Source organism: Aeromonas sp. QDB20 (assembly GCF_027707805.1).
In the GTDB taxonomy this organism is placed as follows: Bacteria; Pseudomonadota; Gammaproteobacteria; order Enterobacterales; family Aeromonadaceae; genus Aeromonas; species Aeromonas dhakensis.
Genome location: NZ_JAPCJC010000003.1, coordinates 174,404 through 200,452 on the forward strand (window position 1 = coordinate 174,404; position 26,049 = coordinate 200,452).

The following is a 26,049-nucleotide window of genomic DNA, read 5'->3' on the forward strand; positions in this document are numbered from 1 at the left end:
TGATTTTGGAAACAGAGCTACCCCAGGCGCAGGACGGCAGTGTGCGCCTGTTGCAAATTACCGACACCCACCTCTTCGCGAGTGCCGAGGGGCGGCTATTGGCCGTGCGCACTGCCGAGAGCCTGGCTGCCGTGCTGGAACGGGTGCAGGCCAACGACCACTCGTTCGATCTGATCCTCGCTACCGGGGATCTCTCCCAGGATCACAGTCCGGAGTCCTACCAGCGTTTCGCCTCCATGATGGCGCCGCTGGCGCGTCCCATCTACTGGCTGCCCGGCAACCACGACGACGGTCCTTTGATGACCGAATACCTGCATGCGGCCGGCATCAGCGAGGCCAAGCAGCTGGTGGGCGAGCACTGGCAGGTGATCCTGCTGGATACCCAGGTGCGCGGCAAACCCCACGGGGTGCTGGGGGATCACCAGCTGGCGGCGCTGGATCAGGCGCTGCGCCAGCATCCCGAGCGCCATGCCCTGATCGCCCTGCATCATCAGGCGGTGCCGGTGGGTTGCGCCTGGCTCGATCAGCACAATCTCAAGAATGCCGACGACCTGTTTGCCGTGCTGGCCCGCCACCCGCAGCAGAAGACCATATTGTTCGGCCACGTCCACCAGGAGTTTGACGAGGTGCACCGCGGGGTGCGGCTGATCGCCAGCCCCTCCACCTGCATCCAGTTCAAACCGCTCTCTGATGGCTTCGCGCTGGACGAATCCGGCCCGGGCTGGCGCTATCTCACCCTCTACCCGGATGGCCGCATCGCCAGCCAGGTGTGGCGCCTGCCGGTGGGGCAGTTCGTGCCCGACCCCGATGCCACCGGCTATTGAGGAGTCGCGATGAAGCCCGTACTCCTCTACCTGCACGGTTTCAACTCCTCGCCCGGCTCCGCCAAGGCGCAGCAGATGGCTGCCTGGGGGGCCGAGCACAGACCCGATATCGAGGTGGTGATCCCGGCCCAGCCCAACACCCCGGCGGCGGCCTGGGCGGCCATCGAGCAGACCATTGCCGATCTGCAGAGCCGTTATGGCAACGAATTCAAGCTTGGCGCCGTGGGCAGCTCCCTCGGCGGCTTTATGGCGACCCGGGTCAGCGAGCGCTACGGCTGCCGCGCCGCCCTGATCAACCCGGCGGTGCGCCCGCACGAGCTGCTCTGCGACTACCTCGGCCCCCAGACCAACCCCTACACGGGGGAGCAGTATCAACTTCTGCCTGAACACATGGATGAGCTGCGGGCGCTGGCGGTCCCGGTGAGGGCCCCCGAGCGCCTCTGGGTACTGCAACAGCAGGAGGACGAGGTGCTCGACTACCGCAAGGCGCTGGACGAATACCGCTTTGCCCGCCTCTCGCTGGAGTGCGGCGGTGACCATGCCTTCGTGGCGTTCGAGCGCTACCCCGCCCAGATCGTCCGTTTCCTCGGGCTTTAATAATGCAACCGCCGTTGGCCACCTTCCTCGAACAGGTGCTGGCCACGGCGCAGGCGGGCCTCACCTACTCTAAGGATCCCTTCGATATTGGCCGTTTCGAGGCGCTGCGCGCGGCCACTGTGGCGCTCATCGCCAGCCAGAGCGAGCTGGCACCGGAAGCCATCGGCGACTGGATCGCCCTCGACAGCGGCTATCCCACCCCCAAGCTGGATGTGCGGGCCTTCATTCAGAACGATGCGGGCCACATCCTGCTGGTGCAGGAGCGCAGCGACGACTGCTGGACGCTGCCGGGGGGCTGGTGCGACATCGGTGATTCGCCGGCGGGGGCCGTGGTGCGCGAAGTGGTGGAGGAGACCGGCCTGGCGTGTCGGGCCGTGCAACTGCTGGCGCTGTTCGACAAGCTCAAGCACCCTCATCCACCCCAGCTTCCCCACGCTCACAAGGCGTTCTTTTTGTGCGAGGTGACCGGCGGCCAGCTGCTGGGCGAAACCGATGAAACCAAAGGGGCGGGTTACTTCCCCATCGACGACTTGCCCCCGCTCTCTCGCCATCGGGTTGTGGAATCCCAGCTGCGCACCCTGTACGACCATCTTTTGCAGGGGCGGCAGGATACCCTGTTTGATTGACATCTGAGGATGTGACCCCGTCTGCAAGGAGGCAGCATGATCAAGCGCATCGGCAATACCCCCATTCAGGAGCGACACAAAGCCAGCTGTCACTGCGGCGCCGTGGTGCTGGAGCTGACCCTGCCGGATGGCGTGGTGGATCCGCGCCGTTGCGACTGTTCGCTCTGCCGGCACCGGGGTGCCATCGTCGCCTCGGTGCCGCTCTCCGGCATCCGCATCCTGCAGGGGGAGGCGGTGCTGCGCTGCTACCAGTTCAATACCCGCACCGCCAAACACTACTTCTGCAGCATCTGCGGTATCTATACCCACCATCAGCGCCGCTCCAATCCGGCCCAGTATGGTTACAACCTCGCCTGCCTCGAAGGGGTCAATCCCTTCGAGCTGGGCGAGGTGCCGCTGCTCGATGGCATCAACCATCCGGCGGATCGGCTGGTCTGACCGGCAGGGTCTCATCTGCTTCTGTAGCGTCCTGCGGGGCTGTGATAGTCTTGCCAGACCCGCCGCAGGGCGGGCCGTGAGTCCGCATTATCTCGCTTGCCAACAGGGAGCCCGCTTGTGACAACTTCAGCCCTGCCGGATCTGATCCTGGGCGCCTCTCTCTACTTTCCGCCCCTGTTCAAGGCGGTCCTGCTCGGTCTGCTGGGCTGGCTGCCGGTGCACCACCTGCTGCGTGACTGGCTCTACGGCGGGGATGTCTGGCATCCCCTGCTGATGGATCTCTCCCTGTTTATCCTCGCCGTCAGCGGCGCCCTATGGATATTGCTACATGGCTAAATCACCCCTCGCGACCCTCAAATACTTCTCCACCCTGCTGGTCTGCGCGCTGGCGCTGGCGGCGGGCTGGTGGCTGTGGAACTACTACATGCAGGGGCCCTGGACCCGGGATGGCAAGGTGCGGGCCGAGCTGGTCAGCATCACCCCCGAGGTATCGGGCAAGATCGTCAGGATAGCGGTGAAAGACAACCAGCTGGTCAAAGCGGGGGAGGAGATCTTTACCCTGGATCCCGAGCCCTACCGGATTGCGCTGGACAACGCCCAGGCGGCGCTGGCCAAAGCCAAATCGGATCTCGACAAGGCGGAGCACGAGGCGAGCCGGCGCAGCGGCCTGTCGCGCAGCGTCATCTCCGCCGAGGCGGTGGACGAGGCCCGCCTCAATGCCCAGGCGATGAAGGCGGCCTACCAGGTGGCCCAGGCCAATCTGGAGCAGGCCAGATGGTCGCTGGCCAAGACCCGGGTGCATGCCGCGAGTGACGGCTACATCACCAACCTGCAGACCCGGGTCGGCAACTATGCCAGCGCCGGCGTGCCGCTGGTGGCACTGGTGGACATCCACTCCTTCTACGTGCAGGGCTACTTCGAGGAGACCAAGCTCAGGCACATAGCGCCGGGCAAACCGGCCGAGGTGGTGCTCTACAGCGGGGAGCAGCGGCTGCGCGGCGAAGTGGAGAGCATAGGGCGCGCCATCCACGATCAGAGTGTGGAGGGGGCCGACAACCTGTTGCTGGATGTCAAACCCAATGTGCCCTGGGTGCGGCTGGCCCAGCGGGTGCCGGTGCGGATCAAGCTGCTTGAGGTACCGCCCGGGCTGACGCTGATTGCAGGCACCACCTGCACCATCACCATAGGGGAGTAAGGTGGCCGCCTCGCTCTGGCGCCAGACCCCCTGGGGCAAGGCCAATGGCGGCCAGTGGCGCTACGCCCTGCGCAACAGCCTGGCGATGTGTCTGTCGCTCTGGCTGGCCTTCGTGCTGGAGCTGGACTCCCCCTACTGGGCGATGACCTCAGCCGCCGTGGTGAGCTTTCCCACCGTGGGCGGGGTCATCAGCAAGAGTCTGGGGCGGGTGGTGGGCAGCCTCATCGGCGCCATGGCGGCGGTGGTGATCACCGGCCTGGGCATCAGCGATCCCTGGCTGTTCAGCTTCCTCATCGCGCTCTGGCTGGCGCTCTGCACCTACATCTCCAACCACCATCAAAACAACGTCTCCTACGCCTTTGCGCTGGCGGGCTACACCGCCGCCATCATCGCCTTCTCCTGCGTCAACGTGACCGACCCGCAGCACATCTTCGACATCGCCCAGGCTCGGGTGAGCGAGGTGATCGTCGGCATCCTCTGCGGCGGCCTGCTGATGATGATCCTGCCCAGCACCTCCGATGGCGAGACCCTGCTGCAGTCGCTGCAAAAGACCCAGGCCCGCCTGCTGGAGCATGCCCAGCTGCTCTGGTTGGGGGAGGCGAGCCCGGAGGTGCGCACCGCCCACGAGGGGCTGATCGGCCAGATCCTCACCATGAACGTGCTGCGCATCCAGGCTGTCTGGAGTCACCATCGGCTGCGTCGCCACAACCGGCTGCTCAACTTCCTGCTGCATCGCCAGCTGCGGATCATCAGCCTCATCTCCAGCCAGCGCCGCATGCTGCACAACTGGCCGGAGCAACCGGAGGGGCTGCAGGCGTTGCTGGAGCGGCTGTTGGCCGAGCTGGGCCAGCCCGGCTGTGACAAGTACCGCATCGCCCGGCTGCTGGCCCCCTTGACGCCGACGGCGGCCAGCGACTACCGGCTGCACACCTTCTGGCGACGGCTGCGCCACTTCTGCTGGAGCTATCTGGAGTGTCAGCGCTGGCTGGATCGGTTGGCCCGCTACGACGATCAGGAGTGGCCGGCACCGCCGCGCCACTCTTCGCTCACCAGCCACACCGACACGCTGGAGGCGGCCTACAACGGCGGGCGCACCTTCCTCTGCGTGCTGCTGGGCTGCGCCTTCTGGATCCACAGCCAGTGGGATGCGGGCAGCTCTGCGCTGACCCTGCTCTCCATCTGCTGCGTGCTCTACTCGGCCACCCCGGCGCCCGCCAAGGGGGCGAACACCATGCTCAAGGCGATCCTGCTGCTGAGCCTCATCTGCTTCGCGGTCAAGTTCGGCCTGATGATCCGCCTCGACGACTTCTGGCTCTTCTGCGCCCTGCTGTTCCCCGTGCTCATCACCATGCAGCTGTTCAAGCAGCAACAGCCCAGGCAGGCGGTGCTGTGGGGCCAGCTCATCGTACTGCTCGGCTCCTTTCTCGCCATCACCAATCCGCCGAGCTACGACTACCTGCAGTACATCAACGGCAGCCTGGGGCAGGCGCTGGGGGTGATGGGAGCCGGACTGGCGTTCCAGCTGCTGCGACCGAGCTCGGATCGGCGCAAGAGCCGCCGCCTCATCCGCTCCCTGCGCCGCCACTTCATGGATCAGCTGGCGCCGACCCCGCGCCAGAGCGAGAGCCAGTTCGAATCGCTCATCTACCACTGCATCAGCCAGCTCAGCCAGAGCCAGGATCAGACCGCCCGCCTCTGGGTGTTGCGCTGGGGCGTGGTGCTGCTCAACTGCAGCCACATCGTCTGGCAACTGCGCCAGTGGCGCGGCGAGGATCAGCCCCTCTATCTGGTGCGCGACAACTGCATCCGCTCTCTGCAGGGGATCCTCACCGAGCAGGGGGTGCAGCACGCCTCCCTGGATCGCACCCTGGCCGAGCTGCAGCGGATCAGTGCGGCCCTGGCCAACCACAGGGAGCCGACGGCGCGGGAGCTGGCCGGCATGGTGTGGCGGCTGCACAGCTCGCTCTCCCAGTTGCAGCAGGCGCTGCCGGTGGCGGCCGAAGCGCGCTGAACGGGCCGACGGGGCGACTTACCCCGTCCGGATCAAGCTTTGCCGCCGCCGGGTTTGTCCAATACCCTCCCAACGAGTAAGATTCTCCCCAAACGTCAATTCGCAAGGCCCTCCATGTCTACTCAATACAATGCGGATGCCATTGAGGTCCTCAATGGCCTTGAACCGGTGCGTCGCCGCCCCGGCATGTATACCGACACCACCCGGCCCAACCACCTCGGCCAGGAGGTCATCGACAACAGCGTCGACGAGGCGCTGGCGGGCCACGCCCGTACCCTGGAGGTGACCCTGTATGAAGATCAGTCCCTCGAGGTGATCGACGACGGTCGCGGCATGCCGGTCGACATCCACCCGGAAGAAGGGGTGTGCGGGGTGGAGCTGATCCTCTGCAAGCTGCACGCGGGCGGCAAGTTCTCCAACAAGAACTACCAGTTCTCCGGCGGTCTGCACGGGGTGGGCATCTCGGTGGTGAACGCCCTCTCCGAGCGGGTCGAGGTGACGGTGCGCCGTGACGGCCAGGTCTACGACATCGCCTTCGAGAAGGGCGAAAAGGTGCAGGAGCTGACCATCACCGGCACCTGCGGGCGCCGCAACACCGGCACCCGGGTGCGCTTCTGGCCGGAAGCCCACTACTTCGATTCGCCCCGTTTCTCGGTCTCCAAGCTGGAGCACCTGCTCAAGGCCAAGGCGGTACTCTGCCCGGGTCTGACCATCAAGTTCCTCGACAAGAACACCGGCATCAAGCTGGAGTGGTGCTATGAAGACGGCCTCAAGGATTACCTGATCGACGCGGTCAAGCAGTTCACCTGCCTGCCGGAGCAGCCCTTTGTCGGCGCCTTCAGCACCGAGCAGTCGGCGGTGGACTGGGCCCTGTGCTGGTTGCCGGAAGGGGGTGAATGCCTCGCCGAATCCTATGTGAACCTGATCCCCACCGCCCAGGGCGGCACTCACGTCAACGGTCTGCGCCAGGGGCTGCTCGACGCCATGCGCGAGTTCTGCGAGTTCCGCAACCTGCTGCCGCGCGGGGTCAAGCTGACCCCGGAAGATATCTGGGATCGCTGCGCCTACATCCTCTCCATCAAGATGCAGGATCCGCAGTTCGCCGGTCAGACCAAGGAGCGGCTCTCCTCCCGTCAGAGCTCGGCGTTCGTCTCTGGCGTGGTGAAGGATGCCTTCAGCCTCTATCTGAACAGCAACACCGAGCTGGCCGAACAGCTGGCCGAGCTCTGCATCTCCAGCGCCCAGCGCCGGATGCGCGCCGCCAAGACGGTGGTGCGCAAGAAGATAACCCAGGGTCCGGCCCTGCCCGGCAAGCTGACCGACTGCGGCTGCGCCGACCCCATGCAGGGGGAGCTGTTCTTGGTGGAGGGTGACTCCGCGGGCGGCAGTGCCAAGCAGGCGCGGGATCGCGAGTTTCAGGCCATCATGCCGCTGCGCGGCAAGATCCTGAACACCTGGGAGGTGGAGGCCGGTCAGGTGCTCGCCTCGCAAGAAGTGCACGACATCTCGGTGGCCATCGGGCTCGACCCGGACTCCGACGACCTCTCCGGCCTGCGCTACGGCAAGGTGTGCATCCTGGCGGATGCGGATTCAGACGGTCTGCACATCGCCACCCTGCTCTGCGCCCTGTTCGTGAAGCACTTCCGCGCGCTGGTCAATCAGGGCCACGTCTATGTGGCCATGCCGCCTCTCTACCGGATCGATATCGGTAAAGAGGTCTACTACGCCCTCGACGAAGACGAGAAGAACGGCGTGCTGCAGCGGGTCGAGGCCGAGAAGAAGAAGGGCAAGGTGATGGTGACCCGATTCAAGGGCCTGGGTGAGATGAACCCGAAACAGCTGCGGGAAACCACCATGGATCCCAACACCCGCCGTCTGGTACAGCTCACCATGGGGCCAGAGGCTGAAGGGGATGAGACCCTGCAGCTGATGGACATGCTGCTGGCCAAGAAGCGGGCGAGCGATCGCCGTGAGTGGCTGGAAGAGAAGGGCAACCTCGCCATCATCTAAGCCGTCGGTCACCTGCCGACCCGCATTTCAGGCGTGCCCTCCAGGGGCGCGCCATAGCAAGAGAAAAACATATGAGTGATGCTATCGAGCTCAGTCTGGACGGGGTAGAGCGCCAGCCAATGCGCACCTTTACCGAGCAGGCTTACTTGAACTACTCCATGTACGTCATCATGGATCGGGCCCTGCCGCATATCGGTGACGGCCTCAAGCCCGTGCAGCGGCGCATCATCTACGCCATGAGCGAGCTGGGTCTGTCGGCCCTCTCCAAGCACAAGAAATCCGCCCGTACCGTGGGTGACGTGCTGGGTAAGTACCATCCCCACGGCGACAGCGCCTGTTACGAAGCCATGGTGCTGATGGCCCAGCCCTTCTCCTACCGCTACCCGCTGGTGGACGGTCAGGGCAACTGGGGTGCGCCGGACGATCCCAAATCCTTCGCCGCCATGCGTTATACCGAGGCGCGGCTGTCGCGCTTCTCCGAGCTGCTGCTCTCCGAGCTCGGACAGGGCACGGTGGAGTGGACGCCGAACTTCGACGGCACCATGAAAGAGCCGGTGGTGCTGCCCGCCCGTCTGCCGCACATCCTGCTCAACGGGGTGACCGGCATCGCGGTGGGGATGGCGACCGATATCCCGCCCCACAACGCGCGGGAAGTGGCCCACGCCTGTGTGGAACTGCTGGACAACCCCAATGCCGGCCTGGATGCCCTGATGGCCCATGTGCAGGGGCCGGACTACCCGACCAACGCCGAGATCATCACGCCGCGGGACGACATCCGCAAAATCTACGAGACCGGCAAGGGCTCCATCAAGCAGCGAGCGGTGTGGAGTGAGGAGGATGGCGACATCGTCATCACGGCGCTGCCTCATCAGGCCTCCGGCGCCAAGATCATGGAGCAGATCGCTGCCCAGATGGTGGCCAAGAAGCTGCCCATGGTTACCGATCTGCGGGATGAGTCGGACCACGAAAACCCGACCCGCCTGGTGATAGTGCCGCGCTCCAACCGGGTGGATGTGGAGGGGCTGATGGCCCACCTGTTCGCCACCACGGACTTGGAGAAGAACTACCGGGTCAACCTCAACATCCTGGGTCTGGACAACCGGCCCCAGGTGAAAGATCTCAAGACCATCCTCACCGAGTGGCTGAGTTTCCGCCGCGAGACGGTGCGCCGCCGCCTGCAGTATCGTCTCGACAAGGTGCTGGCCCGCCTGCACATCCTCGAAGGCTTGCTCATCGCCTACCTCAACATCGACGAGGTGATAGAGATCATCCGCACCGAAGAGGAGCCGGGCCGGGTGATGATGGAGCGTTTCAACATCAGCGAGACCCAGGCCGAGGCGATCCTCGAGCTGAAACTGCGCCACCTGGCCAAGCTCGAAGAGTTCAAGCTGCGCGCCGAACAGAACGAACTGGCGGAAGAGCGCGACAAGCTGGAACTGATCCTGGGTTCCGAGCGCCGTCTCAGCACCCTGCTCAAGAAAGAGATCCTGGCGGACGCCGAGAAGTACGGCGACGATCGCCGCACCCCGCTGGTGGAGCGCGCCACCGCCGTGGCTCTGACCGAGAAGGAGCTCACCCCGAGCGAGCCGGTCACCGTGATCCTCTCCGACAAGGGGTGGGTGCGTGCCGCCAAGGGCCACGACGTGGATGTGGAGGGCCTCTCCTACAAGGCGGGGGACAACTATCTCGCCCACGCCCATGGCCGCAGCAACCAGCAGGCGGTGTTCCTCTCCACCCTGGGGAGAACCTACTCGCTGGAGGCCCATACCCTGCCCTCCGCCCGCAGTCAGGGCGAGCCGCTCACCGGCCGCTTCGCGCTGGGGGCTGGCGAAGAGGTGCGTCATCTGGTGATGGGCAACGAGGGCCAGCCGTATCTGATCTGTTCCGACGCCGGTTACGGCTTCGTCTGCAAATATGACGACCTGATCGGTAAGAACAAGAACGGCAAGGCGCTGCTCACCGTGCCGGAAGGGGGCCTGGTGATGGCACCCCAGAAGATAGGCGCGCCGGATACCGATCTCTGCATGGCCATCTCCAACGAGGGGCGCATGCTGCTGTTCCCGCTGAACACATTGCCGGTGCTAGGCAAGGGCAAGGGCAACAAGCTCATCAGCATCCCCTCTGCGCGCGTGAAGGCGAGAGAGGAGTTTGTGGTGATGGCTGCCGTTATCCCGCAGGGCCAGTCGGTCACCCTCTTTGCCGGCAAGCGCAAGCTAACTCTGAAACCGTCCGATCTCGACTACTACCGCGGCGAGCGCGGCCGCCGCGGCGCCAAGCTGCCTCGCGGTCTGCAGCGAGTCGATCGTATCGAGATTGAAACTGTCGCCGGTGCCGAGCCGGCAGCCGGGGAAAATCAGGAAGGGTAGTCAACGGATCTATACAAGATGGGAGCGAATTATTCGCTCCCATTTTTTTGTGAAAAATGACTCCTCATGGGGATAGTGGTAGCGTGTCGTCCCAGTGTCGATTGGATCAGAAAGGATATCTGATGAGGCTTCTTTTTCGTCATTTTTTACTTTGCGCAATATGTACGTGCAGTGCCTTGCCATCCTTCGTCGCATCGGCTGAATATACAGGGTTTAAGCGTCTCCTGGTGACCGACCCTGTAAGCGGAAAAGCGATGGATGCCGTATATTTCTATCCCGGTGTGGCCGCAGAAAAGACACCAAGTACGATAGGCCCTTATAAAATAGCGGCACAGAAGGCGCTGAATATAGTTCCAGGACGCTATCCAGTCATAGTGATATCACATGGCAACGCTGGTAGTTTATGGAGTCATCATGACCTTGCCACGACTCTGGCTCGGCAGGGAAATATTGTTATTACCCTCACGCACCCTGGTGATAACTACAAGGATCAGACAGGAGCAGGGGCCATTAGTTCGTGGTATGGTCGTCCATTACAAATATCTGCCGTCATTACTGCTGCGACCAATGATGTTGAGCTAGCCAAATATATCGATGAAGATAAAATAGCATTTATTGGCTTCTCTGCCGGTGGAGCAACAGGACTGTTGTTGAGAGGAGGTGAAGTCGATGCAGGACGCTATGAAAATTATTGTCGTAAACATGAGATGAAAGCCATATGTTCAAACAAAGGGGTGATAATAAATGATCATCCCGGTCTAGTTGTGCACCTCGATTCTAGGATAAAGGCATGGGTTTTCATGGCTCCGGTGAGTATGGCATTCTCTCCCGGTTCACTCAGAAGAGTGATTGCCCCTACCCTTATTTTTACTGGTGATAAGGATGAAGAGCTTTCTTGGGAAGAGAATGCCAGGGAGCTAGCCACCACGTTGGCTGCAGAAAAAGAATTTCAGGTAGTACACAAAGCTGGTCATTTTGCTTTCCTCTCTCCATGCTCTGCTGAATTAAATGAAATGGCACCAGCTATTTGTAATGATGCACCAGGCATAAATAGAGAGAATATACATGCGGTAATTAACAGTAAAATATCTGAATTTCTCAGCAGAGCGTGGCTTAAAGTGAAAGAGCCACGGGTCTGATGGCGAAGCGTAATCAGACGATCGCGAAAACAGGTTGCCGTTATTCTGTTGATGCTCCAGCTGATCTCTTCTCTATGTCCATCGCCACCGGGATTGTAGTGCGGACGATTACGCTTCGCTAATCGACCCTACGCGCTCCTGCTTGATTTAACGCTCTACTGGTTGTCGATGGCTTGCCCCCCCTCATCCTCGGCCCTTCTCCCGCAAGGGGAGAAGGGAGCCCAGACAGCAGCATTTTTGGAATGCGTGACATCTATGGCTACAGGTTGGCAGGCGTTGGTTCCCTCTCCCTTTGGGAGAGGGTCAGGGTGAGGGGCGTAGGTTTGATTGATGAAGCATGCTCGAGCGATAAAATCTGGTTGGCTCACCATTTTGGTATCTCGAAAAGTCAGCCTGGTGAGACGTTACCGATTTTAGCTACTGATAACTCATGATGTTTTGCCGTATAAAATCAATAAATACGCGCGTTTTAGCCGGTAGATATTGGCGGTTTGCATAAACAGCAAACAACTGCAAGGGGGCAGCGGGTAACTCAAGTTCAATTTCGACCAAGCTGCCATCATCAATAAACGCTTGGCAAGAGACCTTGGCCAGAATGGCAAACCCGACCCCGGCTATTGCTGCCTTTAACGCCAGTTCGCCACTATTGACCCGATAGTGTTCATTGACCTGAACGGTGGAAAATTCAGCGCAGGGACGAGCGAACTGCCACGGCATGCCTTTCAGGGCGCTTACCGTGGTGATGCAGGGGAGATCCTTTAGCTGGGCCGTGTGGTTGGGCTGTCCGCATCGCTGAATAAGAGCAGGGGAACCAACCACGGTACAGGGAATGGTGGTCAGATGGCTGGCGATATAATCGCTGTCATCCAGCTTTCCTCTGTGAATGATGACGGCTATATCCAGATCTTCCCTTAATGTCTCAAATCCTGACAGGTTGGTAATACAGCTGATCTTTATTTCGGGATGCTGACAGGCAAAGTCAGCAATGGCTGTGCCGAGCAGCTTGGGACCGGCTTCATTGGGAATGCACAGGCGCAGTGGCCCTTTCAGCTGGATCTGCTGTGATGTCAATTCAGCTTCGGTTTGCTCCAGTGATTCCAGCAAGGGTTTTACTCGGGAATAGAGCAGCTGGCCCGCCTGGGTGAGTTTCATATGCCGAGTACTGCGTTCAATAAGCTGGAGTGACAGTCTCTCTTCCAGCTGAGCAATACTCCTGCTGATGTTTGAAGTCGGTATTTCAAGGGTCTTTGATGCACCGATAAAACTGCCCTGTTCAACCACGGCAATAAATATCCTTGATGAGGTAAAGTCCAGGCCGGTGCGCATCTATTGTCCCTGATATGATAACAGTCTGTGCCATTCTAAAGGATAAAAATAGAGGATGGTAGGGGGTATGCTGTCTGCCTCCAAATATTGAGCGCGAACACTATGGCATCAGAAAAAAACAAATCAGGTAATAAACCTTATTCTAACGGTGCAGTGATGGATATGGGGTGCGTCTGGCTGGCCACCTTTATCCAATTGGTGAGTGCGTTGGACTTTATGATGATTATGCCGCTTGGGCCTGATTTATCTCGTGCGCTAGATATCAGCCCAACCTATATAGGATATTTGGGGGGAGGGTATGCACTGGCCGCCGCATTATCATCCTTATTATGTGCCAGATATATTGATCGATTTGATAGAAAACAGGTGGCATTGCTCTCATTGCTGGGGGTCACCCTGTCCACCTGGGCATGCGCGCTGGCGTGGAATATGGAAAGCCTGTTCTTTACCCGTTTGCTGGCCGGCATATTTGCCGGTCCGGCAACGTCGATAGCGATGGCGATCGTCGTGGATGCGACGCCAGTACCACAACGTGGTCGAGCGATGGCGATAGTGATGGGGGCTTTCTCGTTGTCGGCCATTGCCGGTGTGCCTTTGGGATTGGAGCTGGCCATGTTGAAAGGGTGGAGCGCCCCCTTTTATGCCGTTGGCGGATTGGGCTTGTGCGTCAGCGTGCTGGTATCTATGCGGCTGCCGAATATGACTGCTCACCTGGGGCGAGAGCAGAAGGTCTTTTCAATCACGGGGATGTTGAAACGCGCCGTGGTGTGGCATGCATTCATGGCAATCGGGTTGGCCATTTTCAGTACCTTCCTGATTGTTCCGAACATGGCCACCTATTTTCAGTTCAACCTCGGTGTGCCGCGCGGCGATATGAGTCAGTACTATGTCATGGGCGGCGTGGTCAGCGTACTTGCGATGCAGTTGGGGGGCTATTGGATGGACCGGGTTGGCCCAATGCACGTCACCATGTGGCTGGGAGGATTGATTATCGCCGTTGTCTGGGATGGTTTCCTGGGTTCCCCCTTGTTGCCGACCATTGTTGTTTTTACCTTGTTCATGGTGATGACGTCGACACGGACGATTACCGCTGCGGCAGTGACTAGCCAGGTTGCAGAGCCCGGGGAGCGAGCGGGGTTCATGTCATTGCAGAATGTGTTCCAGCATATATTCAGCGGTTCGGCCGCCGTCGTCTCTTCGATGCTGTTGACGGATGTTGATGGTCACCTGGGCAATATGGCTACCCTGGCCTGGTTGGTGATAGCGCTGACGCTGGTGCAGCCGATATTTCTCCATCGGCTGCTGAAACGGGTATGTGTGGTGACCGATTAGCGTCATGTTTTATTTATAACGAAGTGGCAGGCCGCCGGTTTGATGGGCGAGGTATGAAGATTGCCAGTGAGTGCAATGCGCCGCGCTTGTTGCCCCTTTCGGCAAGATAAGACGGCCATAAAAGGTGGCGGAGTGGCCGCCACCTTTGAGGATTGTTAACGCTGGCTCAGCAGCTCATAGACGACCGGATTATCGGCGCACTGCCCTGCGCCGCACTCCAGTACGGTAGAGATCAGGTTTGCCGCAATCAGCAAGACAAACAGCAGGGAGGCCATGCGTCCCCAGCGTGCCAGAGCCAGTTTTGGCAGGGGAATAGCGAGCCCGTCCCGCACCATCAATATCAGGGCGACGGCCAATATGATCAGCAGGGCGCTGAGCAGCGACCAGCTATAAAAGTGCAGCCCGAGAAAGGTGGAACCATAGCCGGGATCGCCGGGCAGAATATGCAGCAGCACCTGCCGGGCGCCGATCATGGCGGTGGTCAGCGCGCCGACAATCACTATGCCGTAGTGGGCCCCTTTTGCGCCAAATTGCAGGTTGAACATAAAGCCGAAACCGGCGACCACAAGGCCGACCCGCTGCAATAAACACAAGGGACAGGGCAGCTCGGCCAGATAGAGCTGGTAATAGAAGGCGACGATCAGGGTCAGGCAGATGCCGGCCAGCCCCAGCGTATCGAGCAACTGGGGTAGGTCACTCTTCGCGGCTGTTGAGGAGGTCGAAAGACTCATGGCGGGCTCCTAGAACGAAAGGGTGAGCGGGTCGGTCACATGGTGCATAAAGGAGAGCAGGGTCACTACCAGTAACAGGGCCCAGAGCAGATAGGAGGCACCGCGCTTGTTCATCAAGATGCTGATCCCCGTTATCAGTGCCAGCAAGAAGGGCAAAAACATATACATGTCATATCTCCTTATCGTGGTGAGTCGGGCTCACAAGGCCTTGAGTATATAGCGAGCGGACGGTTTCCAGATAGCGCCCACCTCCCTGTTCGCTAGACTTGAAGGGAGCAGCACAATGCCGGGAGGCAAATCATGGAAACAGAGAAAGCCATCGGGCTGATCGAGGCCCACGGAGTCTTTCACGGGGATCACTACAGCTTCAACAGCGGCGAGTTCGTGCAGTGGTGCCAGGAAGATGTCCACCAGACCCTCAGCCTGGAGCAGGCCAATCACGAGTTGGCGCCCTTCTGCATCCGGGTCGGTTTCGCCGAACCGGTCCGGTCGTGGCGTTACTATCTCACCTGAACTACCTCACCTGAGATGTGACGCAGAGGGAGGGATGATCCGAGCGATGCGGTGAGTCAGTGAAAAAGGAGCCGACAAGGCTCCTTTCTTGTGATGGGCAGGACGCTGAGCGAAGGCGTAGAGTGGCCCTAGTTGTCGAAGTTCCAGGCAATGGGCAGCTCAAGATCGAAGACGAGCTGATCCCCGTTGAGGGTAAAAGCCACGCTGGTCTGGTGCTGGTCATATTCGTCGATAAGGCGGCAGCTCTCGGCGAAGTTGGATTCGTAGCCGAGGCGGGCACTGCCGCCGGTGTGAGCCTCGTCGAGTTCCACCCCCAACACCCGCAGCGGATCTTTCTGGCTGAGCTTGACCCGGCTGTCACCCACATCCACCAGCCGCTCCAGCAGGGGGAAGAAGTCCTGCTTGTGGGCCTCAATGGTCCGGGAAATAGCCTGCTCCAGCGCGGTGCGGCTGGCAAGGGGGCCATTTAGCGTGTAGCGGCTCTGTATCCTCTCCTGGGTCATGCTCAGTATCTCTCAGATGTTGCCAGCGGGGGTCTTAGTCCTGGCTGCGATGGGGCGCTCAGGCGGGGATGCGACCATTGCGCACCAGGGCCCGGCGGATGTTCTTGCACAGCTTGCCGAAGCGCTGGATCTCGTCGAAGGAGGGCGGGATGCCGCGATCGATCTGATATTGCCAGTAGCAGAGATCCGTATCCACCAGCTCCATCAGCTTCTTGGGGCAACCGATGCAGGTGTTGTCCGGCCCGCATTTGAAGGTATCCGGTTGATAGAGCGGAAATTCCGCCTTCACGGCGTCGATGATCTGCTGCATCGCGGTGATCCTGTCGGGTTTTCTGCTCACGGCCTTGCTCCCCTGCGGCTTGTATGGGGGAGTCATTATATCCCTGTCAAAAATGGGGCCAATGACGCTTACGGGGTAGTTTTCTGCCGAGCTCGGTGTTCACGGCCAGGGCTTGTGCTGAAAACGGGACGCTGGATAGCACAACGCCCGGCAAGCCGGGCGTTGTGGGAGGAGAGGCAAGAGCCGTCCTGCAAGGGGGCATGGCCCCTTAGAAGTCGTGATAGAGCGGCCAGCCGAGCAGGGGGTGCTTGAGTCCGGCGCGCATCTCGACGTTGTCGAGCTTCTCCGGTGAGGCGTCCTCTTTTTGCAGCTGCTGGTACTGGCGCACGAAGCCGAGGGTGTGCAGCAGGTTGGGCACAAAGCCCGGGCTCAGCTCCTGGCGCAGGGCGGCGGCCATGTCGGCGGGCAGCGCACTCAGCATCAGGGCGAGCTGAGCGGCGAGGTAGTCGGTGTCGTACCAGCCCTCGTCGAGCTCAATCTCCCGCGCCAGTTTGCGCTTGAGATCCTGCTTCACCTTGAGCGGAGCGGCGCCACTGCCCTTGCCGCAGAGGATGCGGTAGAGCAGCGCCTCGGCCAGCTTGTCCTCCATGGTGGGGTGGTCGCTTTCGCAGGCGAAGAAGTGCTGGTCGATGAGCTCCATCAGGCGGCTCTTGTTGTGCTCGGTCAGTGCCTTCTCGTACTCCTGCCACCCTTGCCACTCTTCCACGTCCGGCGGGCTCGAGATCTTGTCCAAGAGCCGCGCATCCACATCACCGTAGAGGCTGTTGCCGGCCTGCTTGGGGCTGACGGTGATGAGCATTGACCAGCCCTTCTGGAACGGTTTGATGGGGCCTTCCGGCGCCTGCAGCAGCGCCAGCGCCTTGGCCGGATCCCGCGCCGAGAGCTCCTGCAGGCCGAGGCTTATCACGCCGATGACGTCGTGGGCGGCCTGCTCCAGCAGGTGCATCTTGTACTTGTTGTAGTACTTGTCGGCGAATTTGAGGCTCATCAGCACCGCCTTGCCCTTGATGGCGGCCAGCTGTTGCTCGCTCAGGCGTTCATTGTCGCGGCCAAAGCGCAGCACCTGGGTCAGAAAGGGGCCCTGGTTGGCATCGCGAATGACTAACTGCATGAATGGGCTCCTTAATCCAGAAAGCTGAACATGTCGTCGACGTCGCCGTACTCGTCTTCCTCGACCTTGTTCTTCTCTTTGGCCTGCATCACCAGCTCGGCGGCAAACTTGTTGATGATGCCGTCCCAGGTCGAGTGCTCGTTACGCAGCAGTGCCTTGATGGCTTTCTCCACCTCGGGGGCCAGCTCGCGAATGAGCATCAACAGGCTGCGCGGGTCATCCAGCGCATAGTCGTGCACATCCTCGCTCTGCTGGCGCTCGCTGTAGCGCAGGGACTCTTCGAGGTCTTCCTCTTCGGCGTGCAGCACGTCGCGATAGCCTTCGTCCTCTTCATAGCGATCGCCGCGATAGAACTCGATAAAGGGGATGGCGAGGTAGAAGAGACCGGCCGGATCCTCGGCCACGCACTCGAGGATCTCGCGCTGCTTGGCTTCGCTATCCTGGGTGCGGATCAGGTAGTTGAGGAAGTCGAAGGTGTGCTGCTGCAGCTCGTCGGCGTTGTTCTTGATCGCCTCTTCCCAGTAGAGCGGCTGCTGGCAGACGATGTCGCGGATCCGCTCCGGGGTCATCAGCTCGGAGATGATGGAGGGGAAGGAGATGTCGTGCTGGCCGTTAATCTGGGTCAGGGTAACGATATCAATGTTTTCAATTACTTCTGCCAGCTGGTCGTCAGACATGGTCTTGGCGATCAGCTCGAACTTCTCGCTGGCCTGCTTCGGCTCGATGACGGCCAGCTCTTTGATCTCGATGGCGGTAATTTCTATCAGACTGTTGCTCATGCCTTGCCCCAATTAGAAACGGACTTCGTCGTACATATCCTGCTCGCCCTGGTCGTCGCCATAGCGGTCGCTGCCGCCGTGGTAGTCGGCGTCGGCATCTTCCCCGTCTTCCTCTTCTTCGTCGCGCAGCTCGTAGTCGTCATCGGCACTGTGGCTGCCGCGCGGCAGCGGGTTGTCGAGCAGGAACAGCACGGCGCAGGCTTCCATCAGCTGATCTTCGCTCTGGGCCCGCACCGCCTTGACCAGCGGCAGGGCGGCGTTGTTGAAGCCGACGCTTACCTTGAACTCGTCCCAGCTCGGCTGCTCGCCGCTGGTGAGCCACTTGTTCCACTGCCCCTTGGCCTTGGGGGGGAACTGCACCCGGCCATAGAGGGCGAGCGGCAGGTATTCGGGCATGAATTCCAGCATGCTCATGTCGGCCAGCAGCAGGGCCTTCATCTGGTCGGTGAACTGCTCGAGCCCCTTGGGGTCATCCTGATCCCGGTAGGATTCGATATTCTCGCTGGCATCGCTTTGCAGGGCCTTGAGCCGTGCCTGGTCCCATTTTTTTTGCATAGTCGCTCTTCTTGCCTGGTGGCTCAGGGGTAGAACTGGTCCCACATCTCCTGCATGGCAGCAGCGGGATCGGTCACGATGACGTTGTTGAAATCCTTGATGAAGGCGGCCCGCTGTTTCGGATCGGACAGCACTTCATAAGCCTGCTTTACCTGGTGCAGCCGGGCGGCTGCCTGCTCTTTCTCTTCTTCGCTCGCCCCGTGCAGCTTGTCGGGGTGGTACTGGTTCGACAGCCGACGATAGGCTTTTTTGATGTCGTTTTCACTGGCGTTGGACTTGACGCCCAACACCCGGAAGTAGTTGTTCATGACGGATCCTGCCTCACTGGCATCGTGGAATTGACCCTGCGCTGGCCTGGCGGCGGGGATCTTGGCAAACCAGGCTCGGCAAAAATCCGACATTTTAACGCAAACAGGCGGCCATCGCCATGAATAGGAAGAAAAGTAACCAGGGGGAAGCGCGGTCGGTGCACCTTGCGATCTGCCTCCCGGTAGGGGGTGGTACCGGGGCTACACTACAGGAGGCGCCGGGCGTTGCCCTGGCGATCTTCAGCAGGCCTCGGTCGGGCCGAGACCCTTACTAAGGAATGGACAGCCATGCTCAAATTTTATCTTCTGCCAATGGTACTGCTGGGCGGCCTTGCCATCGCCGCCGATGAGAGCAGTGACGAGCCCTTGATGTTCATCAAGGGGGACATCACCAAGGCCCAGTTTATGGAAAGAGCCGAGCAGCGTTTTGCCCGGCAGGACACCGACAAGGATGGCACCCTGTCGGTGGCCGAGAGAGAGGCCGCCATGGCCAAGATGAACGAGGCGATGCAGCAGTCCGGCCAGGCCATGCCGGGCAAGATGGGAAACATGGGCAACATGAGGCCGATGCAGGACACGACCAAGGCGCAGTTCATGGCGCGCCATGAGGCCCTCTTCACCCGGATGGACAAGAACGGGGACGGGGTACTCGACGAGGCCGAGCGGGCCAGCGCCAGGGGGCGGCTCGGTCAGGGCGCCATGGCGCCCACGAAATAGGCTTGTCAGCTTTCAGATGAAAAAGAGCCCGGTCGTGATACCGGGCTCTTTGCATACATTGCTGGGCTGACTGGATTACCAGCCGGCCCACAGCAGGCGGGCCTTGAGCCCGAGCCACGAGCTCCAGCCGGTGGTGCTGCTCACCAGCGTCCCATCCTTGATGACGAGGAAGGTGGGGGTGACCCCCACCTGCCAGCGGGCGGCCAGATCCCCCCGCTCATCGTTGTGGGTGGGAAAGGCGAGCCCCTTCTTCGCCATCCCGGCGCGCAACTGCTCATCGCTGCCGGAGCGCAGCGCCACCGTCAGCACGTTTTCACCCTCCTGCCACAGGCTATCCACGGTCGGCGTGGTGAAGCGGCACACCCCGCACCAGCTGGCCCAGTAGTAGACCAGCAGCGGCTTGCCGCGGCTCTGCTCGGCCAGGTTGGTGGTGGTGCCATCCTGCAGGGTGAAGGGGGCTTCCATGGCCCCCGCCGGCAGGCTGGGGCTGCGCCACAGATCCAGCAGGGTGGAGATGACCAGCGCCATCAGCAGCAGCCAGAGCGCCTCCTTGCCCCAACGGCGCCAGCGGGGTGCCTTTACGACTGCATCCTCCGCCATGGCTTAGCTCCGCTTAGCCAGCTCGGCCTTCACCAACTGCTCCAGCTCGTCATAGGGAAGGGCGCCCGGCACCAGCTGGTTGCCGATGAGCGTCGCAGGGGTGCCCTGCACGCCCAGGAGGGTGCCGATGCGAAGGCTGCTGCGCAGCTCCTCGGTGGCCTTGGCATCGGGCTTGAGGGCCGTGTTGCCGGTGGCCGCCAGCGCCTTGTTGATGTCCGCCTCGGTCAGTATCCCCTGCTTGCTCATCAGCTTGTCGTGCAGGGCGAGGAAGCGGGCCGGATCCTGTTGCCAGAGGGTGAGGCTGTACTGGGCCGCCTTGGCCGAGCTCTGTCCCTTGAACGGCAGCAGCTTGACCACCAGCCCCAGATCGTCGGGATAGGCCTCGAGCAGCTTGGTCAGGCGGGGATCGAACTGCTTGCAGTAGGGGCAGTTGTAGTCGGTGAACAGCACCAGGGTCAGCTTGGGATTCTTGGCGCCGAGCCGCGGGCTGGTGGCACTGTTGAACAGCACATCCTGATTGCCCTTGATGAAGTTGCCGAGCTGGGCCTCCTGGGCCGCGGCGTTCTGTTTCTCCCAGGATTCGGCCGCCTCGTCGAGGATCTTGGGGTTGGCGACCAGGGTCTCGCGAATGAGCTCCTTGATGCGCGCCTCCTGCTCCGGGGTGAAGGGGGCCGCCTGCAACAAGGGGGCACTCAGGGTGCCGGCAAGCAGGGCGGTGCAGAGGGTCAGGGTGCGCAGTTTCAGGGTACTCAGGGTCATGGGATTCTCCTTAAAATTGGGTGACATCGGCCCGGACGAGGCCGGCCTGGTGCAACACGTCGAGCAAGTCGGTCTTGTCGAGCAGGGGGGAGAGGATCTCTCCCTCTGGCAGGCCGGGCCCGTAGATCTGGTTGAAGGGCACGGCGGCCGCGCCGCGCTGGCGCAGGAAGGCGGAGATGGCGTCGCTCGGCCGGCTCCAGTCGCCACGCAGGGCCACTACGTCCGGAGCCGTCAGGGCGCTCTGCACCTCGTCACGCAGCAGCACGTTGTACTTGTTGGCCTTGCAGGTGACGCACCAGTCGGCGGTGACGTCGACGAAGACCCGCTTGCGCTGAGCCAGCGCATCGACGATGGCCTGTTCGGAGAGCGGCTGCCAGGCGATGCGATCGACGCTGCCCGACCCCTGCGCCGTGAGGGCGCCCCCCAGCAGCAGGGCGCCGCCGATGAGGGCCGAGAGGGAGAGGGCCAGCGTGAAACCGCGCATGCCATAGCGCCAGAGGATGCCGATCAGCAGCGCCAGCAGCATGGCGGCCATCAGCCAGCCGGTAGCCGTGCTGCCCAGATGGTTGCCAAGCAGGCTCGCCAGCCAGAGGCTGGAGCCCAGCATCATCAACCCGAGCAGGATGCGCAGTCGCCCCATCCAGCGGCCCGGTTTGGGCAGCCAGAGGGCGAGGCGCGGCAGGGCCGCCACCAGCAGCCAGGGCAGGCTCATGCCAAGGCCGAGCGCCGTGAAGATGAGCCAGAGCTGGCCGAGGGGCGCCGCCAGCGCAAAGGCCACCGCGGTGCCGAGGAAGGGGGCCGAGCAGGGGGTGGCCAGCAGGGTGGCGAAGCTCCCCTGCAGGAAGTGGCCGCCGAGCCCCTTGCCGCCGCTGGTGGCGAGGCGGGTGCTGAGGTTGCTGGGTAGACGGATTTCGAACAGCCCCAGCAGGTTGGCGCAAAACAGCAGGGTCACCGCCACCATGAAGCCGATGAAACCGGCGCTCTGGAACTGGATCCCCCAGCCGACGGCGCCCTGAGTCGCGCGCAGCAGGCTGCTCATGGCCGCCAGCACCCAGAAGGAGGCAATGATCCCGGCACTGGCGGCGAGGAACTGCTTGCGCACCTGTCGCTGTTCGCGCTCCTGCTGCTGCAGCACCGTGCCCAGTTTCAGGGCCAGCACCGGCAGCACGCAGGGCATCAGGTTGAGGATGAGGCCGCCGAGCAGCGCCGCCCCCAGCAGCCAGATGAGAGGCTGGCCTGGGGCCGGCAGGGCGAGAGGCCCGGCGATGGTGGCGCTGGTCTGCCAGGCCTCATCACCGCTGCCGAGCAACAGACCGAGGGACTGGCCACGCAAGTCAGGCGCATCCCCCTGCCAGCCGTCGCTGACCGGGACCCGGGCAATCAGGGTGTTGCCGCTCACCTCGAGCGCGGGCTTGCCGAACTCGGCCCCCTCCAGCGCATCGATAAAGAGCGCAGGCTCCTGCCAGCCCTCTGCCCGCTCGGCGCGCAGCTGCAGCTGGTTGTGCTGGTAGCCGAGCTCGACCCGGGTATCGGTGGGCAGCGTTTGCGGCAAGGTACTCATGGCTTGGGCCCAGGCGAAGTCGAAACCAGCCGGCGCCTGCCCATCCGCCGCCAGGGTGAAGGGGTAGTCGGTCAGGATGCAGACGTTGCTGCAGGTGGAGAGGCGCAAGGTGCCCTTGAGTGGCTGCCCGGCGGGGGAGTCCAGGCTCAGGGGGAAGCGCACCTGTTGCTGATAGCCCTGGGTGCTGAGCCCGGCCACCTCGAAGGGGCGCGGCGTGGGCCAGTGCCACTGGAAGTTGCCGACCGGCTGCTCCCACAGGATCTGGGGCGCTATGCCCCCTTCACCCGGGCTGCGCCAGTAGGTTTTCCAGCCGGACTCGAGGGCCACCTCGAGCAGGATGCGGGTCTGGTCAGGGACGCTGCGGTCGGCTTGCAGCCTGACCTTGGCGTGATCGTTCTGGGGGCTGGTGAGCCAGCCCGTATCGCTGGCCAATCCAGTGGATTGCCACAGCAGGCAGCCCAGCAGCAGGCTCGCCTTGAAGAGAGTTGACATAGATGTTGTCTCGCAAAAAATGAATGACAGCAGGCTGAAAAAGCGCGGCTGAACTCATTCCCGCCAGACACAGAGGGTGAGGTGAAGTCGTCGTTCGGGAGGCGAAACGGCCCGTGGCGGCGGCAGTGGCGGCGTGTAGCGCCAGAGCGGGGCCAGCAGGGCGATGAGCAGGGCCACCGCAAAGAACAGCTGCTCGAGGCAGAGCAGGGTGGTGGCACTCAGCCACTTGCCGTTGAGCTGGCAGCTGTTGGGCTGCACACTGGTGGGCTTGGCCTTGTCGGCCTGGTCGTCGGCCGCGGCAAACTGGGGCAGGGCCTGACAGCTGATGGCGTGATCGAGCAGGGCCAGCCGGGCCAGCGGCTGGGCAGCGCAATTGAGCACCAGCAGGCAGACCAGCAGCAGGAGTCGTTTCGCCACGCGTTGTTGGTGAATCATGCTCGCCCCGTTCATCAAGATGGCCACATCCTAACGGCCAATGCCGGGTGGGGCAAGCCGCCATCCGTTTTATGGCTCAGGGGCGAGTGGCGAAGGGTGGTCGGTTCTGTCTGGCGAACGCTTGTTCGCTAAAAGGGGGACCAGTATACTGCGCCGAGTCAAAATCCGAGGTGTTCGATGCTCAAAATTGCCCGTGTGCTGCTGCTTGGTCTGCTGCTCATCTTCTGGTTCCTGTTCGGTCTGCTGCTGTGCCTGGTGCGTCCGCGCCATCCCAACAACGTCTATGTCTTTGCCCGCATGTATCACGCCGTCTGTCCGCTCATCGGCCTCAAGGTCCGGGTGACGGTGGCCGACGAGGTGAAGTCGGTGGGACCGGCCGTCTACGTCTGCAACCACCAGAGCAACTACGACATCTTCACCGTGACCGGTGCGGTGCAGCCAGGCGTGGTGGCGGTGGGCAAGAAGAGCCTGCTGTGGCTGCCCTTCTTCGGCCTCATCTTCTGGCTCTCCGGCAACGTGCTGATCGACCGCTCCAACCGCTCACGTGCCATCGGCACCATAGGCCAGGTGGTTGATCGCATCAAGGCTCGTGGCACCTCCATCTGGATGTTCCCGGAGGGAACCCGTTCCAAGGGGCGCGGACTGCTGCCGTTCAAGGCGGGTGCCTTCCATACCGCGGTGCAGGCAGAGGTGCCGGTGGTGCCCATCGTCTGCTCCAGCTACTTCGGCCAGATCGATCTCAACCGCTGGGACAACGGCGAGGTGCTGCTGGAAGTGATGGCCCCGGTCTGCAGCAAGGAGCACGGCGCCGCCGGCATCCGCGAGCTGTCCGAAATTTGCCGCAGCCGGATGGAGGCCAAGCTGGTCGAACTGGACAGCAAGCTTGGCCATACCCGCGCCGCCTGAGCCTGTCACTGATTGCATGAGGGAGCCGTTGGCTCCCTTTTTTATTGGTGAAAATCACCACCAGATCGGTATTTTTCGCCACCAAGACGGTGTTGAAAATATCTGATAAAACCTCATCTATATGTAAGTAAAGGAAAAATCATTTTGGCACGGCTCTTGTAATGTTATGAGAAGAGATTGTCATCCCATCAACAAGGAGCCAGACCATGAGCGTATTTAGCCGCCTGACCGACGTGATCAATGCCAACCTGCACAGCCTGCTCGACAAGAGCGAAGAGCCGGAGAAGATGCTGCGGCTGATGATTGAAGAGATGGAACAGGTCCAGGTCGAGATGAGAACCCAGGCCGCCCGCGTCATCGCCGAACAGAAGCAGCTGGAGCGCCATCAGCAGGCGTTGCAACACCAGATCCTGGAGTGGTCGGCCAAGGCCGAGCTCGCCATCCAGAAGGGGCGCGAGGATCTGGCCCGGGCCGCGCTGACCGAGAAGCTGGCCGAGGTCAAAAAGTGTGAACAGCTGGAGCAGGACAAGGCGCGGGTCGCCGAGGTGCTGGCTCAGCTCACCGCCGACAGCGAGCGGCTGGCCGCCAAGCTGACCGAGGCGCGGGAGAAGCAGAAGATGCTGACCCTGCGCGAGCAGACCGCCCACAGCCGGCTGCGGGCCCGTGCCCAGGTGGACAACCAGCGCATGCACGAGCTGATGGCCCGTTTTGACGGCTTTCAGGGCAGAGTCGATCAGCTGGAAGCTCAGCTGGAGGCGGCAACCCTGGGGCAGAACCCCTCGCTGGAGGCCCAGTTCCGCGAGCTGGAGCTGAATGACGAGATTGAACGGGAACTGGCCCGCCTCAAGGGTCAAAAGGTGGAGGCATAACCATGACGCCCTGGCCGAAGGATCTTGCCCATCGCAAGCTGACCGGAGTCTGTGCCGGCATCGCCAACGGGCTGGGGCTCTCCAGGGTGACGGTGCGGGTCGCGGCCCTGATGGCGCTGATCCTGATGCCGCCCCTGGCCCTGGCCATCTATCTGCTGGCGGTGCTGATCATGCCGCCCCGTCGTGAATTGAAGCGCTGGCTGGATTGACCCCGGGTCATCTGGCCGCATCAACCCAGTGAGGAGTACAACATGCTGGAATTTATCGTCTTGATGCTGGTCTTGGTCGGCATGGCGCTGGCCGGATTCACCGTGCTGGCCATGTTGCTGGTGAGCGGCGTCTTCGTGCTGTTTGGCGCGTTGGCCGGCATGTTTGCCCTCATCATCAAGCTGGCGCCCTGGTTGCTGGTGCTGCTGGTGGTGTGCTGGTTCATCAGCAGCCGGCGCAAGCAAGCCAATACCTACCGTTGACACTCCCTGTTATCGGATCCTTCCTTGGTCGCTGCGTACAGCGGCCTTTTTTGCGTTTGCTGGCTCATTAGCGGTCGGCGCAAGCAGGTTAATGCCTACCGTTGACACTCCCTGTTATCGGATCCTTCCCTGGTCGCTGCATGCAGCGGCCTTTTTTGTGGCCGGGCGGCGGCCAGCCATGATTCGCTGCAGGCGAGCCAGCGCTCCGGCTGGGTGATCAGCTGCTCCTTGAAAGCTTTGCTCTGCTGCTTGAGCCGGTATTCGAGGCGCAGCGCCGTGCCTTTCTCACCGATGTCCTGCTGCCACGCCAGGGTCAGTGGCCCCTTGCCGCGCAGGGCGCGGGATCCCTTGCCACTCTGGTGCTGGCGCAGGCGGCGGAGCGGATCCGTGCTGATCCCGGTATAGAGCAGGCCGCCGGCGGTGCGCACCATGTAGATGAACCAATGGCGGGTGGGCGGGCTGGTAGCCGGTTCGGCGCCGCTAGGGGATTTTCTCATTCGATCTCTCTGTGCCACACTCAAGAGCAGCCCAAGGAG

At 61.8% G+C, this 26,049-nt stretch carries 31 protein-coding genes; 17 read left to right on the forward strand and 14 right to left on the reverse strand.

The annotated features are described in order from the left end of the window. Positions 1–5: 5 nt before the first annotated feature. The 10 genes from cpdA to PG897_RS04685 all read left to right on the forward strand — a co-directional run bounded on the left by cpdA (position 6) and on the right by PG897_RS04685 (position 11,206). Positions 6–824, forward strand: a complete 819-nt coding sequence (gene cpdA, locus PG897_RS04640) for a 3',5'-cyclic-AMP phosphodiesterase (protein ID WP_201879981.1) — start codon at positions 6–8, stop codon at positions 822–824. Between the two features lie 9 nt (positions 825–833). Next, positions 834–1,421 (forward strand): YqiA/YcfP family alpha/beta fold hydrolase, encoded by a 588-nt coding sequence (locus PG897_RS04645; RefSeq protein WP_201879984.1) that lies wholly within the window; start codon positions 834–836, stop codon positions 1,419–1,421. Between the two features lie 2 nt (positions 1,422–1,423). Further along, positions 1,424–2,047, forward strand: a complete 624-nt coding sequence (locus PG897_RS04650) for an NUDIX hydrolase (protein ID WP_201879987.1) — start codon at positions 1,424–1,426, stop codon at positions 2,045–2,047. 36 nt (positions 2,048–2,083) lie between these two features. Then, the gene (locus PG897_RS04655; RefSeq protein WP_201879990.1) at positions 2,084–2,485 is read left to right on the forward strand and encodes a GFA family protein; all 402 of its coding nucleotides are present in this window, start codon (positions 2,084–2,086) and stop codon (positions 2,483–2,485) included. A gap of 117 nt (positions 2,486–2,602) precedes the next feature. Next, positions 2,603–2,821, forward strand: a complete 219-nt coding sequence (locus tag PG897_RS04660) for a DUF1656 domain-containing protein (RefSeq protein WP_005305321.1) — start codon at positions 2,603–2,605, stop codon at positions 2,819–2,821. Next, positions 2,814–3,680, forward strand: a complete 867-nt coding sequence (locus tag PG897_RS04665; RefSeq protein WP_025201118.1) for an efflux RND transporter periplasmic adaptor subunit — start codon at positions 2,814–2,816, stop codon at positions 3,678–3,680. The genes PG897_RS04660 and PG897_RS04665 overlap by 8 nt, the downstream gene beginning before the upstream one ends. A gap of 1 nt (position 3,681) precedes the next feature. Then, on the forward strand, positions 3,682–5,691 hold the full coding sequence (locus tag PG897_RS04670) for an FUSC family protein (RefSeq protein ID WP_201879992.1): 2,010 nt from the start codon (positions 3,682–3,684) through the stop codon (positions 5,689–5,691). A 114-nt stretch (positions 5,692–5,805) separates the two neighbouring features. Beyond that, complete coding sequence (gene parE, locus PG897_RS04675) at positions 5,806–7,701, forward strand: DNA topoisomerase IV subunit B (RefSeq protein ID WP_201879995.1); 1,896 nt, start codon at positions 5,806–5,808, stop codon at positions 7,699–7,701. Between the two features lie 71 nt (positions 7,702–7,772). Continuing rightward, the gene (parC, locus tag PG897_RS04680; protein ID WP_201879998.1) at positions 7,773–10,067 is read left to right on the forward strand and encodes a DNA topoisomerase IV subunit A; all 2,295 of its coding nucleotides are present in this window, start codon (positions 7,773–7,775) and stop codon (positions 10,065–10,067) included. A gap of 122 nt (positions 10,068–10,189) precedes the next feature. Beyond that, positions 10,190–11,206 carry an alpha/beta hydrolase family protein gene (locus tag PG897_RS04685; protein WP_196249028.1) on the forward strand — a complete coding sequence of 339 codons (1,017 nt, stop codon included), beginning with the start codon at positions 10,190–10,192 and terminating at the stop codon, positions 11,204–11,206. Positions 11,207–11,623: 417 nt separating this feature from the next. Here PG897_RS04685 and PG897_RS04690 read toward each other — a convergent pair whose 3' ends face one another. After that, a complete protein-coding gene (locus tag PG897_RS04690) occupies positions 11,624–12,532 on the reverse strand; it encodes a LysR family transcriptional regulator (RefSeq protein WP_043171318.1) in 909 nt (302 codons plus the stop codon). Positions 12,533–12,619: 87 nt separating this feature from the next. Between PG897_RS04690 and PG897_RS04695 the strand changes: the two genes are divergently transcribed. Then, a complete protein-coding gene (locus PG897_RS04695) occupies positions 12,620–13,864 on the forward strand; it encodes an MFS transporter (protein ID WP_201880001.1) in 1,245 nt (414 codons plus the stop codon). Positions 13,865–14,019: 155 nt separating this feature from the next. Here PG897_RS04695 and PG897_RS04700 read toward each other — a convergent pair whose 3' ends face one another. Beyond that, a complete protein-coding gene (locus PG897_RS04700; RefSeq protein WP_043171316.1) occupies positions 14,020–14,595 on the reverse strand; it encodes a disulfide bond formation protein B in 576 nt (191 codons plus the stop codon). Positions 14,596–14,604: 9 nt separating this feature from the next. Continuing rightward, positions 14,605–14,763, reverse strand: a complete 159-nt coding sequence (locus PG897_RS04705) for a DUF5993 family protein (RefSeq protein ID WP_010636050.1) — start codon at positions 14,761–14,763, stop codon at positions 14,605–14,607. A 132-nt stretch (positions 14,764–14,895) separates the two neighbouring features. Here PG897_RS04705 and PG897_RS04710 point away from each other — a divergent pair, with 132 nt between their 5' ends. Beyond that, a complete protein-coding gene (locus tag PG897_RS04710) occupies positions 14,896–15,108 on the forward strand; it encodes a hypothetical protein (protein WP_005305294.1) in 213 nt (70 codons plus the stop codon). 128 nt (positions 15,109–15,236) lie between these two features. On the opposite strand, the gene PG897_RS04715 is transcribed toward PG897_RS04710, so the two are convergent. From PG897_RS04715 to atcJ, 6 genes are all read right to left on the reverse strand, one after another. After that, positions 15,237–15,611 carry a hypothetical protein gene (locus PG897_RS04715; RefSeq protein ID WP_043171315.1) on the reverse strand — a complete coding sequence of 125 codons (375 nt, stop codon included), beginning with the start codon at positions 15,609–15,611 and terminating at the stop codon, positions 15,237–15,239. A gap of 58 nt (positions 15,612–15,669) precedes the next feature. After that, on the reverse strand, positions 15,670–15,921 hold the full coding sequence (locus PG897_RS04720) for a hypothetical protein (protein ID WP_010636053.1): 252 nt from the start codon (positions 15,919–15,921) through the stop codon (positions 15,670–15,672). Between the two features lie 238 nt (positions 15,922–16,159). After that, a complete protein-coding gene (gene atcC / locus PG897_RS04725) occupies positions 16,160–17,062 on the reverse strand; it encodes a cold adaptation protein AtcC (protein WP_017778354.1) in 903 nt (300 codons plus the stop codon). 11 nt (positions 17,063–17,073) lie between these two features. After that, positions 17,074–17,841, reverse strand: coding sequence for a cold adaptation protein AtcB (atcB, locus tag PG897_RS04730; protein ID WP_005335887.1), 768 nt, complete (start codon positions 17,839–17,841; stop codon positions 17,074–17,076). A 12-nt stretch (positions 17,842–17,853) separates the two neighbouring features. Next, positions 17,854–18,396, reverse strand: a complete 543-nt coding sequence (gene atcA, locus PG897_RS04735) for a cold adaptation protein AtcA (protein WP_017765351.1) — start codon at positions 18,394–18,396, stop codon at positions 17,854–17,856. A gap of 23 nt (positions 18,397–18,419) precedes the next feature. Then, positions 18,420–18,704, reverse strand: coding sequence for a cold adaptation protein ActJcold adaptation protein ActJ (atcJ, locus tag PG897_RS04740; protein WP_024943298.1), 285 nt, complete (start codon positions 18,702–18,704; stop codon positions 18,420–18,422). Between the two features lie 288 nt (positions 18,705–18,992). Between atcJ and PG897_RS04745 the strand changes: the two genes are divergently transcribed. Continuing rightward, complete coding sequence (locus tag PG897_RS04745; RefSeq protein ID WP_201880004.1) at positions 18,993–19,421, forward strand: EF-hand domain-containing protein; 429 nt, start codon at positions 18,993–18,995, stop codon at positions 19,419–19,421. A gap of 75 nt (positions 19,422–19,496) precedes the next feature. Here the strand turns inward: PG897_RS04745 and PG897_RS04750 are convergent, their stop codons facing one another. The 4 genes from PG897_RS04750 to PG897_RS04765 are packed head-to-tail and all read right to left on the reverse strand — an operon-like array spanning position 19,497 to position 23,268. Further along, the gene (locus PG897_RS04750; RefSeq protein WP_270828748.1) at positions 19,497–20,021 is read right to left on the reverse strand and encodes a protein disulfide oxidoreductase; all 525 of its coding nucleotides are present in this window, start codon (positions 20,019–20,021) and stop codon (positions 19,497–19,499) included. Positions 20,022–20,024: 3 nt separating this feature from the next. Then, the gene (locus tag PG897_RS04755) at positions 20,025–20,780 is read right to left on the reverse strand and encodes a DsbA family protein (protein ID WP_270828749.1); all 756 of its coding nucleotides are present in this window, start codon (positions 20,778–20,780) and stop codon (positions 20,025–20,027) included. 10 nt (positions 20,781–20,790) lie between these two features. Next, positions 20,791–22,833, reverse strand: a complete 2,043-nt coding sequence (locus PG897_RS04760; protein ID WP_270828750.1) for a protein-disulfide reductase DsbD family protein — start codon at positions 22,831–22,833, stop codon at positions 20,791–20,793. Positions 22,834–22,887: 54 nt separating this feature from the next. Further along, entirely contained in the window at positions 22,888–23,268 is a 381-nt protein-coding gene (locus PG897_RS04765; protein WP_139430667.1) for a hypothetical protein, read from the reverse strand. A gap of 177 nt (positions 23,269–23,445) precedes the next feature. Between PG897_RS04765 and PG897_RS04770 the strand changes: the two genes are divergently transcribed. The 4 genes from PG897_RS04770 to pspG all read left to right on the forward strand — a co-directional run bounded on the left by PG897_RS04770 (position 23,446) and on the right by pspG (position 25,513). Beyond that, positions 23,446–24,174, forward strand: coding sequence for a 1-acylglycerol-3-phosphate O-acyltransferase (locus tag PG897_RS04770; protein WP_005305253.1), 729 nt, complete (start codon positions 23,446–23,448; stop codon positions 24,172–24,174). A gap of 206 nt (positions 24,175–24,380) precedes the next feature. Then, positions 24,381–25,043 (forward strand): phage shock protein PspA, encoded by a 663-nt coding sequence (gene pspA, locus PG897_RS04775; protein ID WP_017765345.1) that lies wholly within the window; start codon positions 24,381–24,383, stop codon positions 25,041–25,043. 2 nt (positions 25,044–25,045) lie between these two features. Further along, entirely contained in the window at positions 25,046–25,252 is a 207-nt protein-coding gene (locus PG897_RS04780; protein WP_005305247.1) for a PspC domain-containing protein, read from the forward strand. Between the two features lie 42 nt (positions 25,253–25,294). Further along, positions 25,295–25,513, forward strand: coding sequence for an envelope stress response protein PspG (pspG, locus tag PG897_RS04785; protein WP_010636066.1), 219 nt, complete (start codon positions 25,295–25,297; stop codon positions 25,511–25,513). Positions 25,514–25,608: 95 nt separating this feature from the next. Here the strand turns inward: pspG and PG897_RS04790 are convergent, their stop codons facing one another. After that, positions 25,609–26,010, reverse strand: a complete 402-nt coding sequence (locus PG897_RS04790; protein ID WP_270828751.1) for a GIY-YIG nuclease family protein — start codon at positions 26,008–26,010, stop codon at positions 25,609–25,611. Positions 26,011–26,049 lie beyond the last annotated feature (39 nt).

What these genes read in the sequence shown, in the direction of transcription:
- PG897_RS04715 (WP_043171315.1), bottom strand. Translation starts at nt 15,611, where the DNA reads ATGACCCAGGAGAGGATACAGAGCCGCTACACGCTAAATGGCCCCCTT.
- PG897_RS04685 (WP_196249028.1), top strand. Translation starts at nt 10,190, where the DNA reads ATGAGGCTTCTTTTTCGTCATTTTTTACTTTGCGCAATATGTACGTGC.
- PG897_RS04780 (WP_005305247.1), top strand. Translation starts at nt 25,046, where the DNA reads ATGACGCCCTGGCCGAAGGATCTTGCCCATCGCAAGCTGACCGGAGTC.
- PG897_RS04710 (WP_005305294.1), top strand. Translation starts at nt 14,896, where the DNA reads ATGGAAACAGAGAAAGCCATCGGGCTGATCGAGGCCCACGGAGTCTTT.
- PG897_RS04645 (WP_201879984.1), top strand. Translation starts at nt 834, where the DNA reads ATGAAGCCCGTACTCCTCTACCTGCACGGTTTCAACTCCTCGCCCGGC.
- PG897_RS04720 (WP_010636053.1), bottom strand. Translation starts at nt 15,921, where the DNA reads ATGCAGCAGATCATCGACGCCGTGAAGGCGGAATTTCCGCTCTATCAA.
- parC (WP_201879998.1), top strand. Translation starts at nt 7,773, where the DNA reads ATGAGTGATGCTATCGAGCTCAGTCTGGACGGGGTAGAGCGCCAGCCA.
- PG897_RS04770 (WP_005305253.1), top strand. Translation starts at nt 23,446, where the DNA reads ATGCTCAAAATTGCCCGTGTGCTGCTGCTTGGTCTGCTGCTCATCTTC.
- PG897_RS04750 (WP_270828748.1), bottom strand. Translation starts at nt 20,021, where the DNA reads ATGGCGGAGGATGCAGTCGTAAAGGCACCCCGCTGGCGCCGTTGGGGC.
- PG897_RS04755 (WP_270828749.1), bottom strand. Translation starts at nt 20,780, where the DNA reads ATGACCCTGAGTACCCTGAAACTGCGCACCCTGACCCTCTGCACCGCC.
- PG897_RS04790 (WP_270828751.1), bottom strand. Translation starts at nt 26,010, where the DNA reads ATGAGAAAATCCCCTAGCGGCGCCGAACCGGCTACCAGCCCGCCCACC.
- atcA (WP_017765351.1), bottom strand. Translation starts at nt 18,396, where the DNA reads ATGCAAAAAAAATGGGACCAGGCACGGCTCAAGGCCCTGCAAAGCGAT.
- PG897_RS04705 (WP_010636050.1), bottom strand. Translation starts at nt 14,763, where the DNA reads ATGTATATGTTTTTGCCCTTCTTGCTGGCACTGATAACGGGGATCAGC.
- pspA (WP_017765345.1), top strand. Translation starts at nt 24,381, where the DNA reads ATGAGCGTATTTAGCCGCCTGACCGACGTGATCAATGCCAACCTGCAC.
- PG897_RS04650 (WP_201879987.1), top strand. Translation starts at nt 1,424, where the DNA reads ATGCAACCGCCGTTGGCCACCTTCCTCGAACAGGTGCTGGCCACGGCG.
- PG897_RS04665 (WP_025201118.1), top strand. Translation starts at nt 2,814, where the DNA reads ATGGCTAAATCACCCCTCGCGACCCTCAAATACTTCTCCACCCTGCTG.
- atcB (WP_005335887.1), bottom strand. Translation starts at nt 17,841, where the DNA reads ATGAGCAACAGTCTGATAGAAATTACCGCCATCGAGATCAAAGAGCTG.
- PG897_RS04760 (WP_270828750.1), bottom strand. Translation starts at nt 22,833, where the DNA reads ATGTCAACTCTCTTCAAGGCGAGCCTGCTGCTGGGCTGCCTGCTGTGG.
- PG897_RS04745 (WP_201880004.1), top strand. Translation starts at nt 18,993, where the DNA reads ATGCTCAAATTTTATCTTCTGCCAATGGTACTGCTGGGCGGCCTTGCC.
- atcC (WP_017778354.1), bottom strand. Translation starts at nt 17,062, where the DNA reads ATGCAGTTAGTCATTCGCGATGCCAACCAGGGCCCCTTTCTGACCCAG.
- PG897_RS04655 (WP_201879990.1), top strand. Translation starts at nt 2,084, where the DNA reads ATGATCAAGCGCATCGGCAATACCCCCATTCAGGAGCGACACAAAGCC.
- PG897_RS04765 (WP_139430667.1), bottom strand. Translation starts at nt 23,268, where the DNA reads ATGATTCACCAACAACGCGTGGCGAAACGACTCCTGCTGCTGGTCTGC.
- pspG (WP_010636066.1), top strand. Translation starts at nt 25,295, where the DNA reads ATGCTGGAATTTATCGTCTTGATGCTGGTCTTGGTCGGCATGGCGCTG.
- parE (WP_201879995.1), top strand. Translation starts at nt 5,806, where the DNA reads ATGTCTACTCAATACAATGCGGATGCCATTGAGGTCCTCAATGGCCTT.
- PG897_RS04690 (WP_043171318.1), bottom strand. Translation starts at nt 12,532, where the DNA reads ATGCGCACCGGCCTGGACTTTACCTCATCAAGGATATTTATTGCCGTG.
- atcJ (WP_024943298.1), bottom strand. Translation starts at nt 18,704, where the DNA reads ATGAACAACTACTTCCGGGTGTTGGGCGTCAAGTCCAACGCCAGTGAA.
- PG897_RS04700 (WP_043171316.1), bottom strand. Translation starts at nt 14,595, where the DNA reads ATGAGTCTTTCGACCTCCTCAACAGCCGCGAAGAGTGACCTACCCCAG.